Below are 17371 nucleotides of genomic sequence, written 5' to 3' on the forward strand. Positions count from 1 at the left end.
GTGTCGATGGACGTCGAGCTGATCGCGCCCATCGCCATGGACGAGGGGCTGCGCTTCGCCATCCGCGAGGGCGGCCGCACCGTCGGCGCCGGCGTCGTCGCCTCCATCGCGAACTGACTATCCTGCGGCGCTTCCCGCCAGGGAGGCGCCGCAGAACAGGGGCGTAGCTCAATTGGCTAGAGCGCCGGTCTCCAAAACCGGAGGTTGGGGGTTCGAGACCCTCCGCCCCTGCCAGATGTGAGGAACGGTGGCGGCCCGTTGCACAACGGCCGCCACCGTGCTTTTTCAGGTTTCGCGCGCCGTCGCGCGCATTCAGGAAGCAGGAACTTGCCCAAGCTAGAGCCCGTCCAGTTCGCCCGGGAGGTGCGCCAGGAAGTCGCGAGGGTCACCTGGCCGTCGCGCAAGGAGACTCTGGTGACCACCGGGCTCGTCTTGGCCCTGTCCTCGCTCGCGGCAGTTTTCTTCCTGGTGGTGGACCAGATCATCCAGTTCGTGATGCGCCTGGTGTTCGGGTTCTGAGGAGCGAGGTTCGGGCCATGGCGGCGAAGCGTTGGTATGTTGTCCATGTCTATTCGGGCTTCGAGAAGAAGATCGCCGAGCAGATTCGCCATCAGGCGGAGAAGATCGGCCTCGCCGACCGGATCGAGGACATCCTCGTCCCGACCGAGCAGGTGACCGAGGTCCGCCGCGGCCAGAAGCGCGAGGCGGAGCGCAAATTCTTCCCCGGCTACGTGCTGGTTAAGATGGAGATGGATGACGAGACCTGGCACTTGGTGCGCGACACGCCCAAGGTCACCGGCTTCCTTGGCGCCCGCAACAAGCCCCAGCCCATCCCCGAATCCGAGGCGATGCGGATGGTGCAGCAGCTCACCGAATCGGCCGAGAAGCCGAAGCGCCCCGCCATCACCTTCGAGGTGGGCGAGCAGGTGCGCGTCTCCGACGGCCCCTTCACCTCCTTCAACGGGACGGTCGAGGAGGTGGACGAGGAAAAGGGCCGCGTGAAGGTCAGCGTCTCCATTTTCGGCCGCTCCACCCCGGTGGAGCTGGAATACGGGCAGGTCGAGAAGCTCTGACCTCCGGGCGCGACAGCCGCGCCATCCGGGTCTAGTCTCGGCGCTTCCGTTTCCGCCGAGGACTGGCCCATGAGCGACCTCCCGAGCCGGGTCGAGATCACCGAGGAAGGTCCGCGCGAGGCCTTCCAGATCGAGCCCGGCCCCATCCCCACCGAAGACAAGATTGCACTGATCGACGCCCTCTCGGGCACCGGGCTGCGCCGGATTCAGGTGGCGAGTTTCGTTTCCCCCAAGATCGTGCCCGGCTGGGCCGATGCCGAGGCGGTGGTGGGCGGCTTCGCCCCGCGCCCCGGTGTCGAGTACACGGCGCTGTGGTTCAACGCCTCGGGCCTGCGACGCGCCATGGGCTTCCGCGATCGCCTGTCCATCTTCGGCTCCGTCACCGTCACGGCCTCCGAGGCCTTCACCAAGCGCAACCTCAACCGCACCCAGGCCGAGCAGCTCGTCGCGCAGCGCGCCAACATCGCGGCGCATCGCGAGGCGGGGGTGGTGATGGAGCGCGTCTCCGTCCAGGCCGCCTTCGGCTGCAACTGGGGCGGCGAGGTGACGGCGGAGGCCGCGCTTGATGTGCTCTCGGACGCCATGGCGCTTGCGAAGGAGGAGGGCTGCGACATCCGCCGCATCACCCTGGCCGACAGCATGGGCTGGGCCACGCCGCTGCGCATTGAGCGGCTGGTCGGCGCCGTCCGCTCCCGCTTCCCGGAGCAGGAGATCGTCCTGCACCTGCACGACACGCGCGGCCTCGGCATCGCCTGCGCGGCGGCTGGACTGCGGCTTGGCGTCGCGCGCTTCGACGCGGCGGTGGCGGGGCTGGGCGGCTGCCCCTTTGCCGGCCAGCCCGGTGCGCCGGGCAACATCGCGACCGAGGAACTGGTCTTCCTGTGCGAGGAGATGGGGGTGGAGACCGGGGTGGACCTGCCCGCCCTGCTGGAGACCGCCCACCTCGCCGAGCGCATCGTCGGCCATCCCTGCCCCTCCAACCTGCTGCGCTCGGGCATCAGGAGGGCCGCCTAATGCTGCCGCTGGAGGGCGTGCGGGTCGTCGAGTTCTCGCACATGGTCATGGGGCCGACCTGCGGCCTGATCCTGGCCGATCTCGGCGCCGAGGTGATCAAGGTGGAACCGCCGGGCGGCGACCGCACGCGCCAGCTTCGTGCCAGCGGCACCGGCTTCTTTCCGGCCCTGTCGCGCAACAAGAAGAGCGTGACCGTGGCGATGGACGACACAGCCGAGCATGAGCGCCTGCTGCGCCTCGTCGACACCGCCGACGTCGTCATCGAGAATTTCCGCCCCGGCGCGCTGGAGGCGAAGGGGCTGGGCTGGGACGCGCTCTCCGCCCGCAACCCGCGCCTGATCTACCTGTCCCTCAAGGGCTTCCTGTCCGGCCCCTATGAGCACCGCACCGCGCTGGACGAGGTGGTGCAGATGATGGCTGGTCTCGCCTACATGACGGGGCCGCCGGGGCGCCCGCTGCGTGCCGGCGCGCCGGTGAACGACATGATGGGCGGCATGTTCGGCGCCATCGCCGTCCTCGCCGCGCTGCGGCGGCGCGAGTCGACCGGGGTGGGCGAACGGCTGCAATCCGGCCTGTTCGAGAACGCGGCCTTCCTGGTCTCCACCGCCATGCTGCAGGGCGCGGTGACCGGGACCGCGCCGCCCCCAATGCCGGGCGGGCGCCGCGCCTGGGGCGTGTACGACGTATTCACCGCTGCCGACGGGGTGCAGATCTTCGTCGGCGTGGTGACGGAGCGGCAATGGGAGATCTTCACCGCGGCCCTGGCGGCGCCGGCCCTCGCCGATCCGCGTTTCGCGACCAACAACGACCGCTCCGCCCATCGCGAGGTGCTGATCCCCCTGGTGCAGGAAATCCTCGGCACGCGGCCCGTCGCGGAGATCGAGGCGATGTGCGAGACGGCCGGGCTGCCCTATGCCCGCATCAACACGCCCGGCGACCTCTACGACGACCCGCATCTGCGCGCGGGAGGCGGCCTCCTGCCCATCACCCTGCCGGACGGGCGGGCGACCAAAGTGCCGGCCCTGCCGATCGAGATGGACGGGCAGCGCCTGGGGGTGCGGCTGGACCTGCCGCGCCCGGGTCAGCACAATCAGGAGGTATTCGGGGAGGAAGCGGATGCCGATCTACGCGCTGGATGAGCATGAGCCCGTGATCGAGGGCGAGGTCTGGGTCGCCCCTGACGCGCACGTCATCGGCCGCGCGGTGCTGGGCGATGGCGTCGGCGTCTGGTTCGGCGCCGTGATTCGCGCCGACAACGAGGAGATGCGGATCGGCGCCCGCACCAATATCCAGGAAGGCGCGATGCTGCATTCCGACCGCGGAAGCCCCCTGACGGTCGGCAGCGACGTGACGGTGGGCCACCACGCGATCCTGCATGGCTGCACGGTCGGCGACGAATCCCTGATCGGCATGGGGGCCACGGTGCTGAACAACGCGCGCATCGGCCGCAACTGCATCGTCGGCGCCAATGCGCTGGTGACGGAGGGGAAGGAATTCCCTGACAACTCGCTGATCGTCGGCAGCCCTGCGCGGGCGGTGCGGACCCTGGACGAGGCCTCGGCGCAGCGCCTCCGCGATTCGGCGCTGGGCTACGTCAACAACGCCCGCCGCTTCGCCCGCGGCCTGCGCCGCGTGGATCAGGCATAGGCGGGGACGGGCAGGGCGCGGAACTCGGGCCGCGCGAACAGGTATCCCTGGAACAGCGAGACGCCGCAGCCGCGCAGCGCCTCGTATTCCGCGCGCGTTTCCACCCCCTCGGCGACGAGGCGGATGCCGAGCTGGGCGCAGATCCCGGCCATGCCCTGGACGATGGCTCGCCGGGGGATGCTGGCTTCGAGGCCGCGGATCAGGCCCATGTCCAGCTTGATGATGTCGGGCTGGAAATCGGCCAGTAGCGACAGGCCGGAATGGCCGGCGCCGAAATCGTCGATCGCGACGGTGAAGCCCATCTCCTGATAGGCCTCCACGACGTGGCGCAGATGGGCCGGGTCGTCGAGCTTTTCGCCCTCCGTCACCTCGAACATCAGGGCGGAAAGCGGGAAGCGCACGCGCTCCGCCGCGCGCAGCGTGGCGCGCAGGCAGTTGCGCGGCTCGTACACCGCGTTGGGCAGGAAGTTGATGGACAGCAGCGCCCCCGTCTCCGGCAGCCCCAGCCGCGCCGCTTCGGCGATGGCGGTCGTGCGGCAGGCCTGGTCGAAGCTGTAGCGCGACTCGGAGGTGACGGCGGCCAGCACCGTGCCCGCGCCCTCGCCCCCGGCGCCGCGCACCAGCGCCTCGAAGGCGAAGATGCGCTGCGCCTCCACGTCTAGGATCGGCTGGAAGGCGAAGGCGATGGCGGGCAGGAAGGCGTCGCGCGCCTCGCAGCCGGGGCAGACCAGGTTCATCGCGGACAAGCTAGCAGGGATTGTCTTCCCGACAACTGGTTCAATTCGGGGTTGAGGCCAGCAGGATGCGGCGCAGCGCCTCCTCCTTGCCCAAGGCCGCGAGGGTGATGTCGATCGGCGGCGACATGGTGCTGCCCGTCAGCGCGACGCGCAGGGGCTGGGCCACGTCCTTCAGCTTCAGCCCCTTCACCTCGCCGTAGTCGCGCAGCCAGTGCTCCAGGTCGGCGCGCTCCCACGGCGCGGCGGACAGGAACTCCGCGAGGTCGGCGAGGCGCGCCTTCGCCTCGGGGGTCAGCAGGGCGGCGGCCTTGCTGTCCGGCTCCGGCGCCTCGTCCGCCACGGCGAAGGCCGCCGAGGCGGCGACCTCGTTCAGGCTGCGCGCCCGTTCCTGCAGGGCGGGGAGGAGGAGGCGCAGCCGCGCGATCTTGTCCGTGCCGAAGCCGTGGCCCATGGCCGTCAGCCGCGACAGCACCTCGGGCAGCAGCGCGTCCGGGTCGGCCTGGCGCAGGTAGACGCCGTTCAGGTGCGACAGCTTCGCGTAATCCATGCGCGAGGCGGCGCGGCCCACATCCTTGAGGTCGAAGATCTTCTCGGCACGCTCGCGCGGGATGATCTCCTCGTCGCCATGGCCCCAGCCGAGGCGCAGCAGGTAGTTGCACACCGCCTCGGGCAGCATCCCCTGCTCGCGGAACTCCAGCACGCTCACCGCGCCGTGGCGCTTGGACAGCTTGGCACCATCTGCGCCGTGGATCAGTGGGATGTGGGCGAAGCGCGGCCGCGTCCAGCCCATCGCGTCATAGACCATGCACTGGCGGAAGGTGTTGGTCAGGTGGTCGTCGCCACGGATGACGTGGGTGATCGCCATGTCGTGGTCGTCCACCACCACCGCATGCAGGTAGGTGGGCGTCCCGTCCGAGCGGAGGATGATCATGTCGTCCAGCTCGGTGTTCGCCACGCGCACCGTGCCCTGGACGAGATCCTCCACCACCGTGTCGCCAGCCCCGTCCCCTGGGCGCGGCGCCTTCAGGCGGATGGCGAAGGGCTTGCCCTCCTGCTCCGCACCCGGCTCGCGGTCGCGCCAGTGCCCGTCATAGCGGGGCGGGCGCTTCTCCGCGACGGCCTTCTCGCGCATCGCCACAAGCTCCTCCGGCGTCTCGTAGGCGCGGTAGGCCTTGCCGGCGGCGAGCAGCTCGTGCGCCACCTCGGCGTGCCGCGCCTCGCGCCGCGACTGGAAGACCGGCTCCTCGTCCGGGGACAGGCCGAGCCAGGCGAGGCTGTCCAGGATCTGCTGCACGGCTTCCTGGGTGGAGCGCGCCTTGTCCGTGTCCTCGATCCGCAGCAGGTACTGCCCGCCGTGCCGCCGTGCGAAGAGTTTGTTGAACAGCGCGGTGCGGGCGCCGCCAATATGCAGGAAGCCGGTGGGCGAGGGGGCGAAGCGGGTGCGGACGGTCATGCCGCCCCCGATAGCGCAAAGCCCCGCGAGGCGGAACTTGCCCGTGGCCCCGGCTTGCGCCACTCAGGGCAGGCATGCCGCCGGCGCCGCTTTCCTTCCTCCAGCGCGCCCTCGCGGCGGAGACGGGGCGGCTTGCCCTGTGGCTGCCGGTGGCGATGGGGGCAGGGGTGCTGGCCTTCCTGCTGCCGCGCGCCGACCCGCCCAGCTGGCTGCCCTGGATGGCGCCACTGCCGACCCTCGTGGCTCTTGCGCTTGCCCAGCGCTTTCAGCTTTCGGCTTGGCTTGCCGGTCTGCTGGGCGCAGCCGGGCTGGGCTTCGCCGTTGCCGCCTGGCACGTCGCTGCCGCTCCACCCTTGCCCGAGCTGCCGCGCACCGCCCTTGTGCTGACCGGCACGGTGGCGGAGCTGGACCCGCTGCCCGGCGGGGCGCGCATCATCCTGCGCGGGGCGCGATGGGCCGAGGAGATGGCGCCGCTGCGCCGCGACCTGCGCATCCGGCTGCAAGGGCGGGACGGGGCGCGGCCCCGCCCTGGCGACACGGTGCGGGTGCGGGCGCTGGTGCGGCCGCCCTCGGCCCCCGCCTTTCCCGGAGCCTGGGATTTCCAGCGCGCCGCCTTCTTCGCTGGCCAGGGCGGTGCCGGCTTCGCGCTGGGGCCGGTGGAGATCCTGGCCGAAGGTGGAGAGGCCCCCGCGCTGTCCGGCCTGCGCGCCTCGATGGAACGCCGGGTCCTCCAGGTCTTGCCCGGCGACGTGGGCGCCGTCACGGCGGCGCTGCTCACCGGCGGGCAAAGCGGCATCTCCGCCGAGGCGATGGGCTGGATGCGCGACTCCGGACTCGCGCATCTGCTGTCCGTGTCGGGCCTGCACATCGGCATCGTGATGGGCATAGCCTTCTTCCTCCTCCGCGCGGGGCTGGCGCTCTGGCCGCGCTTCGCGCTGCGCTTCGGCACCAAGCCGGCGGCGGCGGTGGGCGCGCTGGCGGCGGGCGGGTTCTACATGCTGCTGACCGGGGCGGAGGTGCCGATGCTGCGCTCCTTCGCCATGGCTGTGGTCGTCACCCTCGCCATCCTCGCGGGGCGACGGGCCCTGACCCAGCGCGCGCTGGCACTGGCGGCGGCGGCCGTGCTGCTGCTGTACCCGGCGGCCATCCTCGGCCCTTCCTTCCAGATGAGCTTCGCGGCGGTCATGGCGCTGATCGCGGCGGCGGAGACGGCACGGTCCCGGCGCACGCCCGGTCCGCGCCCGTGGTGGCACCGCGCGCTGCTGGTGCTGGGCGGGAGCCTCGTTGCCTCGCTTGTCGCGTGGGCGGCGACGACGCCCTTCGGGCTGCACCATTTCGGGCGACTGCAGCTCTATGGCGTCGCGGCCAATGCGGTGGCGGTGCCGCTCACCACCTTCCTGGTGATGCCGGCGGGGCTGGCCTCGGCGCTGCTCATGTCCCTGGGTCTCGACGATGTGCCGCTGCGGGTCATGGGATGGGGCAGGCGGTGGGCTTCGCCACGCTGCTCGCCGCATCCGCCACGGCAGCGCTGACCCTGCCGCGCCAGGTCGCGCAGTTCCAGGCCGCCCTGCGCGGCACGCTGGGCCGGGCGCACGAGTGGGAAAGCATGGCGGCGGCGCGGGAATGGCTGCACCTGTTCCTGGGGGTGCTGTGGCCTGTGGCCGGGGCGGCGATCCTGGCTGCGGTCGCGGCGACGCTGGCGCAGACGCGTGGCGTGGTCACGCTGCGCGCTTTCTCCTTCGATCTGGGCAAGCTTTCGCCGCTGGCCGGCTTCAAGCGGCTCTTCGGCGGCGAGGCGTGGTTGGAGTTCGGCCGGACGCTGCTCAAGCTGGGCGGGGTGGGGGCGGCGCTCTGGCTCGCGGCGCTGGGGCTGGCCGAGCCGGACGGGTTGCTGGAGGTTCCGGCCGCTGCGTTGTTCGACGCAGCCGGGTCGGGCGTGCTGCGGCTTCTCGCCGTCGCGCTGGGCGTGTTCTTCCTGCTGGCGCTGGGCGACGTCCTGATCACGAACTACCGCTTCCTCCAGCGCCTGCGCATGACCCGCAAGGAAGTGCGCGACGAGATGAAGGACAGCGAAGGAAGCCCCGAGGTGAAGGGGCGTCAGCGCCAGATGCGGCAGGTGCTGGGGCGCCGCATGCTGGCCGAGGCGCCCAAGGCCGCCGTGGTCATCACCAATCCCACGCACTACGCGGTGGCCCTGGCCTATAAGCCGGGCCAGGCCGCGGCGCCGCGCGTCGTCGCCAAGGGGGTGGACGCCATGGCCGGCCGCATCCGCGAGGCGGCGCGCGAGGCAGGGGTGCCGGTCATGCCCGACCCGCCCCTTGCCCGCGCCCTCTACCGGCTGGAACTCGATGCCGAGATCCCGGCCGAACATTGGGATGCGGTGGCGCGGCTGATCGCCTATGTGATGAAGCTGCGCGGGCGCACCTGATTGGTGCGAATCGCCCGGCGTCGTCAATGGAAGCTGGCGTCTCGCGAGGCCCATGATGCGCTGTCGATGGCGAGGCAGAAATTGCCTCGGCAGCATTCGCTCAAGGCATTGAATCGACAGGATTTTGCGCCTTGAGATTCCTGCGCCACGCAGGACGAATCTGCTTGCGAAACGGGGCGTGAAAGAACATATAAGGAACGCAACGGCGACGCCCGTGGCCCGCTTACGCGGCCCGGCACCCGTGTTATCTGCGAGCGGTCCGGGGCGGCTTCATCCCTGGGTTGCAGCCTTCCGAGAGGTTCCAGGATGGAAAAGAACAAGGCGCTCGATGCGGCGCTCTCCCAGATCGAGCGGGCCTTTGGCAAGGGCTCGATCATGCGCATGGGCGCGAAGCATCCGATGGAGGATGTGGAGGTCGTCTCGACCGGCTCGCTCGGCCTTGACCTCGCGCTTGGCATCGGGGGCTTGCCCAAGGGGCGCATCGTCGAGATCTACGGCCCCGAATCCTCGGGCAAGACGACGCTCGCCCTGCACGCCATCGCCGAGGCGCAGAAGAAGGGCGGCACCTGCGCCTTCATCGACGCCGAGCACGCGCTGGACCCCGGCTATGCCCGCAAGCTGGGCGTGGACGTGGACAACCTGCTGATCTCCCAGCCCGACGCGGGCGAGCAGGCGCTCGAGATCGCCGACACGCTGGTGCGCTCCGGCGCCGTGGACGTGCTGGTGGTCGACAGCGTGGCCGCGCTGGTGCCGAAGGCGGAGCTGGAGGGCGAGATGGGCGACAGCCATGTCGGCCTGCACGCCCGCCTCATGTCCCAGGCGCTGCGCAAGCTGACCGGCACGGTGTCGCGCTCCAACTGCATGCTGATCTTCCTGAACCAGATCCGGCTCAAGATCGGCGTGATGTTCGGCAACCCGGAGACGACGACGGGCGGCAACGCGCTGAAGTTCTACGCCTCCATCCGCATGGACATCCGCCGCATCGGCGCGATCAAGGAGCGGGACGAGGCGGTGGGCAACCAGACCCGCGTGAAGGTGGTGAAGAACAAGATGGCCCCGCCGTTCCGGCAGGTCGAGTTCGACATCATGTATGGCGAGGGCATCTCCAAGGTCGGCGAGCTGATCGACCTAGGCGTGAAGGCCGGCATCGTCGAGAAGTCGGGCGCCTGGTTCTCCTGCGACGGGCAGCGCATCGGCCAGGGGCGCGAGAACGCGAAGCAGTTCCTGCGTGACAACAAGGAAATGGCGGCCAGCATCGAGGCGCGCATTCGCGGCCAGGGCGCCGTGGTCGCGGAAGCCATGGCCACGACGCCCGAAGCTGACGACGAATGAGGGAAGGTTATTCTGCCGGCTAGGGTCGAATGACTGTCCTGCAGGGGCGATGCCAGCGTGGCATCGCCCTTTTTATTCGTGAAGCCTCCCGCCTGCGGCCCAGATTGTCCTCGCGCTTCTTGCCCGTGCCATCGCCGAAGCCTCACGCGATGCGGAGGAGAGGCAGGACATGGCCAACCAGCAACAGGCTTGATCGCCGCCATCAGGACGACGGCCAGGGTCAGGTGAAGGACCCGGCGCATGACGGGCGGCTGAAGCAGAACCGCTGACGCGAAAGGGCACGGGGCCGTCCCGGCCGCGCGCCACGACCCTGCCTATTGAGGGGGGACGCGGCGCGCGGTAATGCCCGCTTCATGAGCAGCAGCAACGACATCCGCGCCACCTTCCTGGGGTATTTCGCCCGGAACGGCCACACCGTGGTCGAGAGCAGCCCCCTCGTGCCGCGGAACGACCCGACGCTGATGTTCGCGAATTCGGGCATGGTGCAGTTCAAGAACGTCTTCACCGGGCAGGAGCGGCGCCCGTATTCCCGTGCCACCACGGCGCAGAAATGCGTCCGCGCCGGCGGCAAGCACAACGACCTGGACAATGTCGGCTACACCGCCCGCCACCACACCTTCTTCGAGATGCTGGGGAACTTCTCCTTCGGCGACTACTTCAAGGAGCAGGCGATCAGCCATGCCTGGGAGCTGATCACCAAGGACTTCGCCCTGCCGAAGGACCGGCTGCTCGTCACCGTTTTCTCCGAGGACGATGATGCCGCCGCGCTGTGGCGCAAGATCGCCGGACTGCCGGACGAGAAGATCATCCGCATCGCCACCAGCGACAATTTCTGGCGCATGGGCGACACCGGCCCTTGCGGCCCGTGCTCCGAGATCTTCTTCGACCACGGCCCCTCCATCCCGGGCGGCCCACCCGGCTCCCCGGACGAGGATGGCGACCGATTCATCGAGATCTGGAACCTCGTCTTCATGCAGTACCTGGAGGAGCCGGCCGGGGTGCGGAACCCGCTGCCACGCCCTTCCATCGACACCGGCATGGGGCTGGAGCGCTTCGCCGCCATCCTGCAGGGCAAGCACGACAACTACGACACGGACACGTTCCGCGCCATCATCACCGAAAGCGCCAACCTGACCGGCCAGGACCCGGACGGGCCGTTCCGAGCCTCGCACCGCGTGGTGGCCGACCACCTGCGCGCCGGCTCCTTCCTGGTGGCGGACGGGGTGATGCCCTCCAACGAGGGGCGCGGCTACGTGCTGCGCCGGATCCTGCGCCGCGCCATGCGCCACGCCCACATGATGGGCGCGCAGGAGCCGCTGCTGTACCGCCTCTTCCCGGCGCTGGAGCGGCAGATGGCCGCTGCCTATCCGGAGCTGTCCCGCGCCGCCGCGCTGATCACCGAGACGCTGCAGCTGGAGGAGACGCGCTTCCGCACCCTGCTGGACCGCGGCCTGGGCCTGCTGGAGGCGGAGAAGGCGAAGCTGGGCGAGGGGGAGGCCCTGCCCGGCGACGTGGCGTTCCGCCTGTATGACACCTACGGCTTCCCGCTCGACCTGACGCAGGACGCGCTGCGCGCCGAGGGCCGCGCCGTGGACGTGGCCGGCTTCGAGGCCGCGATGACGGAGCAGAAGAAGCGCGCCCGTGCCGCATGGGCCGGCTCCGGCGAGGCCGCGACCGAGACGCTCTGGTTCGACCTGAAGGAGAAGGTGGGCGCCACCGAGTTCCTCGGCTACTCGACCGAGAGCGCCGAGGGCACGATCACCGCACTGGTGGCCGACGGCGCCAGCATCAACAGCGCCGCCGAACGCCGCGAGGTGGCGGTGGTGCTGAACCAGACTCCCTTCTACGGCGAGAGCGGCGGCCAGCAGGGCGATGCGGGCGTGATCCGCGCCGGCGACGCTGTGATCCGCGTGCGCGACACCCAGAAGAAGCTGGGCGATCTCTTCGTCCACGTGGGCGTGGTGGAGAAGGGCGACGTGGAAGTGGGCACCGCCGTGGTGGCCGAGGTGGACCACACCCGCCGCTCCGCCATCCGCGCCCATCACAGCGCGACTCACCTGCTGCACGAGGCGCTGCGCCGCCGCCTGGGCACGCATGTCGCGCAGAAGGGTTCGCTGGTCGCGCCGGAGCGGCTGCGCTTCGACGTGTCGCAGCCCACCCCCATCGCCCAGTCCGACCTCGATGCGGTGGAGGCGGAAGTGAATGCCCGCATCCGCGAGAATGCCGAGGTGACGACCCGCCTGATGACGCCGGAGGCCGCGGTGGCCGAGGGCGCCATGGCGCTGTTCGGCGAGAAATACGGTGAGGAGGTGCGCGTCGTCGCCATGGGCCGCGACGAGGACGCAACCGACCGCCAGGGCCACTATTCCATCGAGCTGTGCGGCGGCACCCATGTGCGCCGCACCGGCGATATCGGCCTGTTCCGCCTGGTGGGCGAAGGCGCGGTGAGCGCCGGCGTGCGCCGCATCGAGGCCGTGACCGGCGAGGCGGCGCTCGCCGTCGCCGCCGAGGAGGCGCGCCTGCTGCGCGAGGCTGCCGCCGCGCTGAAGGCCAACCCGGCCGAGATCCCGGCGCGCGTCGCCGCGCTCCTCGAGGAGCGCCGCAAGCTAGAGCGCGAACTGGCCGAGACGCGCAAGAAGCTGGCCACCGGCGGCGCCGCGGCGGAGGTCGAGACGCTGGCTGGGCTGCGCGTGGCGCTGCGCGACGTGGGCGAGGTGCCGGCGCGCGACCTCAAGGGCCTGGCCGAGGCGATCCTGAAGTCCGGCACCGCGGATGTCGCCGCGCTGGTTTCGGGCGAGGGGGGCAAGGCCTCCATCGTCGTCGGCGTGGGCGAGGCGGCGAAAGGCAAGGCCGATGCCGTGGCGCTGGTGCGCGCGGGCGCGGCGGCGGTGGGCGGCAAGGGCGGCGGCGGACGTCCCGACATGGCCCAGGCTGGCGGTCCCGAGGCGGCGAAGGCGGCAGAGGCCCTGGCGGCGATCCGCGAGGCCCTTTCAGCCTGACACTTCGCCGCGCTCGATGGTGAAGCTCCGGTCCACCAGGGGCCGGAGCAGTTCCGGGTTGCTTTCGCTGATCAGGATGGCGACGTCCGGCAGGGCGTCGCGCAGCCGCTTCAACGCCTCGGCGTAGCGCTGCGCGAGCGCCGGGGCGAGGCCCTGGAAGGGCTCGTCCAGCAGCACGGCGCGGGTGCCGACCATGAGCGCGCGGCCCAGCGCCACCATCTTGCCCTGGCCCCCTGAAAGCCCAGCTGCCTTGCGACCTGCCAGGTCGGCCAGCTCGGGCAGCAGGGCGTAGACCTGCTCCAGCCGCCGCCGTGTCTCGGCGGCGGGAAGGCGAAGCACCTCGGCGGGCAGGCGGATATTCTCCTCCACGGAAAAGCCGCCGAACAGGCGCCGCTCCTCCGGCGCGTAGCCGATGCCGTGGCGGGCGCGCTCATGCGCCGCGATCGCGGACGCATCCTGGCCGCCCAGGACGATGCGCCCGGCCTCGATGGGCAGGAGGCCCATGATGGCGCGGAAGGTCGTGGTCTTGCCCGCGCCGTTGCGGCCGATCAGCGCGACGCGCCCGCCCGGCGGCACGTGCATCCGCACCCCGCGCAGCACCGGCGCGCCAGCGATGGAGACCTGCACATCCTCAAGGCGCAGCATGGGCGTCCTCGATGCCGATCACCTCGCGCCGCACCTCCGGGTCGGCCAGCACGGCCTCGGGCGGTCCGTTGGCGACGATGCGCCCCTGCGACCAGACGGCGACGCGGTCGGCGAAGCGGGACACCACCTCCATGTCGTGCTCCACGAAGACGGCGGAGACACCCGTCTCGCGCAGCACCCGCGCCAGCGTCTCGACGATGCCCAGCTTCTCGGAGGCGGCGACGCCGCTCGTCGGCTCGTCCATCAGCAGGAGGCGCGGCTTGAGCGCCACCGCCATGGCGATGTCGGCCAGCTTGCGCGACCCCTCGTTCAGCGCGTCGGCGCGCGTGTCGGCCAGGGATTCCAGCCCGAAGCCGCGCAGGATTTCCATCGCCTCCTTCGTCCAGCCGGGACGGAGCAGGGGGCGCAGCAGGGAGAAGGCCCCCTCGCGCGCCGCGATGGCGAGGGCGAGGTTCCGCAGCACCGTGTGCTCGGTGAAAAGCTGGGGCAGCTGAAAGGAACGGGCGATGCCGCGCTGGGTGATGCGGCGCGGCGGCAGCCCGGCAATGTCCTCGCCGCGCCACAGGATGCGTCCCGACTGTGGCTTCAGCCAGCCGGTGCACATGTTGATGAAGGTGGTCTTGCCCGCGCCATTCGGCCCGATGATGGCCAGGAATTCGCCTTCGCCCACGTCGAGGTCGATGCCGTCCGCCGCCTTCACGCCGCCAAAGGCGAGGCGCAGCCCCTGGGCCTGGAGGATGGGCTTCACGCGCGCCTCCCGCGCAGCAGGCTGAACAATCCGCCCCGCGCGAACAGGATCACCGCCAGCAGCACCGCGCCAAGGATGAGTTGCCACGCATCGGCGACGGAGGCGGCCGCATAGACCCGCACCAGCTCATAGGCGATGGCGCCGAGGAAGGGACCGAGCACGCCGCCCGCGCCGCCGAGGATGACGATGAACACAAGCTCGCCGCTCGCGGTCCAGTAGCCCATCAGCGGGGTGACGTGGCGCGTGGTCAGCGCGATCAGCGCGCCTGCCGTGCCCGCCATGGCGGCGGACAGCACATAGGCGACCAGGAGGACGCGGCGCGGCGGCAGCCCCATGAACTCCAGCCGCGCCTCGCGCGTCTTGATGCCCTGCAGTGCCTCGCCGAGCGGACTGGCGAGGTAGAGGCGCGCCAGCAGCGCGAAGCCGATGGCCAGCACGAGCGCGGCGACCAGCACGGCCCATTCGCCGCCCACGCGCTCCGTCGCCATGCCGGCCCAGGTGACGGCTGGGACGCGCATGCCGTCCGTGCCGTGGGTGATGCTGTAGAACTTCTCCAGCAGAGAATAGAAGACCATGGACAGGGCCAGGTTCAGCATGCCGAAGAAGATCTCGCGGTAGCGCGCGACAAAGAGGCCGATCACGAGGCCGAGCAGCGCCGCCAGCAGGATCGCCAGCGGCAGCAGCAGCAACGCCTCGCCCACCTGCCCGGCCAGGAAGGCCACGGCATAGGCGGCGAAGGCCACGAACATGGCATGGCCGAAGGAAACCTGCCCGGCGCGCAGCAGCAGCATGACGCCCAGCGCCGCGATGCCCTTGGCCAGCGCCAGCGTCAGCACGAAGCGCAGCCAGGGCACGGCGAAGGCGGCCGCCAGCACGGCGAGGGCGAAGAGCAGGGCCAGCAGGGCCTCGCGCCGGTGCGTCATATGCGCCGCGTCTCCAGCGTGCCGAACAACCCCTGGGGTTTCACCAGCAGCACCGCCACCATGATGAGGTAGGGGATCAGCACCTCCGCCTCCGGAAAGAAATACACCGCGACGGAGCGGCCGAGCCCGATCATCAGCGCGGTCAGCGCCGCGCCCTCGATGCGGCCCAGCCCCGCCGTCGCCACCACGGCGAAGGACAGCACGATGGTGGATGCGCCCACCCCCGGCACGATGGCGGCGGTGGGGGAGGAAAGCGCCCCGCCCAGCGCGGCCAGCACCGCCCCGGCGGTGAAGGTCAGCAGGTAGACGCGGTCGGCGTTGATGCCGATGGCGGTCGCCGCCTCGCGATCCGTCGTCACCGCCACGATCATCCGGCCGGACAGGGTGGCGCGCAGGAACCAGACGAGGCCCACCAGAACCAGGACCGCGATGCCAGGCAGCACGAAGAGCTGGTAGGCGGTGAAGGGAATGAAGTCGCTGCCGAAGGGCACGTCGACCGTGCCGAACAGGCGCATCGCCGCGTCGTGATGCACGGGCTGCACGCCCCAGATCAGTTTCTGAACGTCCTCCAGCATCATGAAGAGCGCGAAGGTGACGAGGAGCTGCAGCACGTTCTCCTCGGCATAGATGCGCCGCAGCAGCATCCGCTCGATCAGTGGGCCGAGCACGGCGCCGACCAGGGCGGCCGCCAGAACCAGCACGCCCAAGGCCGCCCAGGCGGGAAGCGACCCGGACCCGAGCGCCGCACCCAGCCCTGCCGCGGTATAGGCCCCGATGGCGTAGAGGCTTCCATGGGCGATGTTCAGCACCCGCAGCACCCCGAAGACGAGGTTCAGCCCCACCGCCACCAGGAAGATCAGCGCCGCCGAGGCCAGCCCGTCCAGCAAGGCCAGCCCCAGCAGCAGACCGTTATCGGCGAACCACGCCCCCATCAGCCGGCGGGGGCCGGCACACGGTCCAGGATGTCGCGCGACAGGCCGCGCAGCCACTCCACGCTGTTCCGCCCGACCGGGGCCGTCACCAGGTCCGCCGGGAAGACGATCATGTCGGACAGGGTGGCGAAGGGCAGGGCGTCGGTGTGGCGCGAGGTGCCGATCAGCTGCGGCTCCAGCCCCTGGCCGTCCTCGCGGATCGTCATGCGCGCCGTCGGGCTGTCGAACTCCAGCCCGGGGAAGGCGGCGGCCAACTGCTGCTCATTCGGCCAGTTGCCGCCATTCGCCGCCATCGCCTTGGCATAGGCGGCCTGGAGCGCGGAGAGCGCCTGGTACATGTGATAGGTCGGGTAGATCGGGTAGCTGTTGAAGCGCTGGCGGTAGTTGTTCACGAAGCGGTCGAGCCGCGCCTTGTCCGCCGGCGCCGGGTGCTGGAACCAATGGTCGCCGCGCGAGCCGACGATGTGCCCAGCCGGCAGCGAGCGCCCGACGCGCTCCAGCGAGGATTCGGCCAGCGGCAGCACGAAGGTCGAGCGCTCGAACAGGCGCCGCTCCGCCGCCTGCCGGATGAAGGTGTCCAGCTCCCCGCCCCAGGAGGTGGACAGGATCACGTCCGGCCGCAGCGCCAGCAGGCGCGTGACCTCGGTGGAGAAGTCGGTGGCGCCGAAGCGCGGGAAGAGCTCCGCCACCACGCGCGCATCCGGCTTCAGCGCCTGCATCCCGGCGCGCCACAGCTCCCACGAATCGCGGCCCCAGGCATAATCCTGGTTCAGCACCGCGACGGTGCGGAAATCGGGCTTGCGCTTCAGCAGGTAGAGCAGCGGCGCTAGCACCTCGGGCGTCGCATTGGCTTGGGTGCGGAAGGCGTACTGGTAGCGCCGCTCCTCGAAGATGCGCTGCGTGCCGCAATCCCACAGCAGGGTGACGCGGCGAAGCTCCTCCGCCAGCGGCGTGCAGGCGAGGCAGGAGCCGGAGGAGATGGAGGCCAGCATGACCTCCACCCGCTCGTTCAGCACGAGCCGCCGGAACTCGCCCAGCAGGTGCTCCACGCCGGGGCCTTCATCCACGAAGAAGGGACGGATGGGGACGCCGCCGATGCCGCCGCCGCGGTTGATCTCGTCGATCAGCATTTCCGCCGCCTGGCGACCGGGCACGCCGAAGACGCTGGCCGGGCCGGACAGGAAGGTGGTGATGCCGATGCGCAGTTCCTGCGGCCGCTGCGCGGGCTGCGCCCGCAGCGTGGATGGAAGGAGAAGCCCGCCGAAAGCCGTGCCGAGCACGGCGTCGCGCCGCGTGATGCCCATGTCCCGATTCCTCCATCGCGCGGCTTGGCGCCGCATTGCCTCCGAAGCTTGGCAAAGCGGGACGGGGTTTGCAAACCGGACGCGCGGCAACCCGGCCCCGTGGGTCGCGTTGCCCGCCGGAATCCTCCCGCACCGG

Annotated in this window: 17 protein-coding genes and 1 tRNA gene; 11 read left to right on the plus strand and 7 right to left on the minus strand. The window is 70.7% G+C overall.

All coding sequences use genetic code 11. The features are described from left to right. The 7 genes from OF850_RS17480 to OF850_RS17510 form a co-directional block, all read left to right on the plus strand. The coding region (locus OF850_RS17480) for an EF-Tu C-terminal domain-related protein (protein ID WP_301590675.1) at positions 1–117 on the plus strand (117 nt) is incomplete at its 5' end. Positions 118–157: 40 nt separating this feature from the next. Further along, positions 158–234, plus strand: a tRNA-Trp gene (locus tag OF850_RS17485). 93 nt (positions 235–327) lie between these two features. Continuing rightward, positions 328–519: a preprotein translocase subunit SecE gene (gene secE, locus OF850_RS17490; protein WP_207540794.1), complete on the plus strand. Its 192-nt coding sequence runs from the start codon at positions 328–330 to the stop codon at positions 517–519. 17 nt (positions 520–536) lie between these two features. Beyond that, on the plus strand, positions 537–1073 hold the full coding sequence (gene nusG / locus OF850_RS17495) for a transcription termination/antitermination protein NusG (protein ID WP_207540795.1): 537 nt from the start codon (positions 537–539) through the stop codon (positions 1071–1073). Between the two features lie 69 nt (positions 1074–1142). After that, positions 1143–2087 (plus strand): hydroxymethylglutaryl-CoA lyase, encoded by a 945-nt coding sequence (locus tag OF850_RS17500; RefSeq protein WP_301591630.1) that lies wholly within the window; start codon positions 1143–1145, stop codon positions 2085–2087. Continuing rightward, positions 2087–3226, plus strand: a complete 1140-nt coding sequence (locus OF850_RS17505; protein WP_301591631.1) for a CaiB/BaiF CoA transferase family protein — start codon at positions 2087–2089, stop codon at positions 3224–3226. Before OF850_RS17500 ends, OF850_RS17505 begins: the two co-directional genes overlap by 1 nt. After that, positions 3204–3734 carry a gamma carbonic anhydrase family protein gene (locus OF850_RS17510; RefSeq protein WP_301591632.1) on the plus strand — a complete coding sequence of 177 codons (531 nt, stop codon included), beginning with the start codon at positions 3204–3206 and terminating at the stop codon, positions 3732–3734. The genes OF850_RS17505 and OF850_RS17510 overlap by 23 nt, the downstream gene beginning before the upstream one ends. Here the strand turns inward: OF850_RS17510 and OF850_RS17515 are convergent. Continuing rightward, positions 3725–4471, minus strand: a complete 747-nt coding sequence (locus OF850_RS17515) for an EAL domain-containing protein (RefSeq protein WP_301591721.1) — start codon at positions 4469–4471, stop codon at positions 3725–3727. The genes OF850_RS17510 and OF850_RS17515 overlap by 10 nt on opposite strands. Before the next feature lie 40 nt (positions 4472–4511). Then, the gene (gene gltX, locus OF850_RS17520; RefSeq protein WP_301591722.1) at positions 4512–5924 is read right to left on the minus strand and encodes a glutamate--tRNA ligase; all 1413 of its coding nucleotides are present in this window, start codon (positions 5922–5924) and stop codon (positions 4512–4514) included. 74 nt (positions 5925–5998) lie between these two features. Here gltX and OF850_RS17525 point away from each other — a divergent pair, with 74 nt between their 5' ends. The 4 genes from OF850_RS17525 (at position 5999) to alaS (ending at position 12683) form a co-directional block, all read left to right on the plus strand. Continuing rightward, complete coding sequence (locus tag OF850_RS17525; protein WP_301591633.1) at positions 5999–7456, plus strand: ComEC/Rec2 family competence protein; 1458 nt, start codon at positions 5999–6001, stop codon at positions 7454–7456. Beyond that, positions 7411–8352, plus strand: coding sequence for an EscU/YscU/HrcU family type III secretion system export apparatus switch protein (locus OF850_RS17530; RefSeq protein ID WP_301591635.1), 942 nt, complete (start codon positions 7411–7413; stop codon positions 8350–8352). Before OF850_RS17525 ends, OF850_RS17530 begins: the two co-directional genes overlap by 46 nt. 306 nt (positions 8353–8658) lie before the next feature. After that, positions 8659–9684 carry a recombinase RecA gene (recA, locus tag OF850_RS17535; RefSeq protein WP_301591637.1) on the plus strand — a complete coding sequence of 342 codons (1026 nt, stop codon included), beginning with the start codon at positions 8659–8661 and terminating at the stop codon, positions 9682–9684. Positions 9685–10037: 353 nt separating this feature from the next. Beyond that, positions 10038–12683, plus strand: coding sequence for an alanine--tRNA ligase (gene alaS / locus OF850_RS17540; protein ID WP_301591639.1), 2646 nt, complete (start codon positions 10038–10040; stop codon positions 12681–12683). Here the strand turns inward: alaS and OF850_RS17545 are convergent. From OF850_RS17545 to OF850_RS17565, 5 genes are read right to left on the minus strand one after another with little or no spacing between them, the layout of a single operon-like run. Further along, positions 12675–13328, minus strand: coding sequence for an ABC transporter ATP-binding protein (locus OF850_RS17545; protein WP_301591640.1), 654 nt, complete (start codon positions 13326–13328; stop codon positions 12675–12677). The genes alaS and OF850_RS17545 overlap by 9 nt on opposite strands. Next, positions 13315–14076, minus strand: a complete 762-nt coding sequence (locus OF850_RS17550) for an ABC transporter ATP-binding protein (RefSeq protein ID WP_301591641.1) — start codon at positions 14074–14076, stop codon at positions 13315–13317. The genes OF850_RS17545 and OF850_RS17550 overlap by 14 nt, the downstream gene beginning before the upstream one ends. Beyond that, positions 14073–14999, minus strand: coding sequence for a branched-chain amino acid ABC transporter permease (locus OF850_RS17555; protein ID WP_301591643.1), 927 nt, complete (start codon positions 14997–14999; stop codon positions 14073–14075). The genes OF850_RS17550 and OF850_RS17555 overlap by 4 nt, the downstream gene beginning before the upstream one ends. Then, positions 14996–15931, minus strand: coding sequence for a branched-chain amino acid ABC transporter permease (locus tag OF850_RS17560; RefSeq protein WP_301591644.1), 936 nt, complete (start codon positions 15929–15931; stop codon positions 14996–14998). Before OF850_RS17560 ends, OF850_RS17555 begins: the two co-directional genes overlap by 4 nt. Next, positions 15931–17235 carry an ABC transporter substrate-binding protein gene (locus OF850_RS17565; RefSeq protein ID WP_301591645.1) on the minus strand — a complete coding sequence of 435 codons (1305 nt, stop codon included), beginning with the start codon at positions 17233–17235 and terminating at the stop codon, positions 15931–15933. The genes OF850_RS17560 and OF850_RS17565 overlap by 1 nt, the downstream gene beginning before the upstream one ends. Positions 17236–17371: the final 136 nt, after the last annotated feature.

It is taken from the genome of Sabulicella glaciei, assembly GCF_026183895.1.
GTDB lineage: Bacteria > Pseudomonadota > Alphaproteobacteria > Acetobacterales > Acetobacteraceae > Roseococcus > Roseococcus glaciei.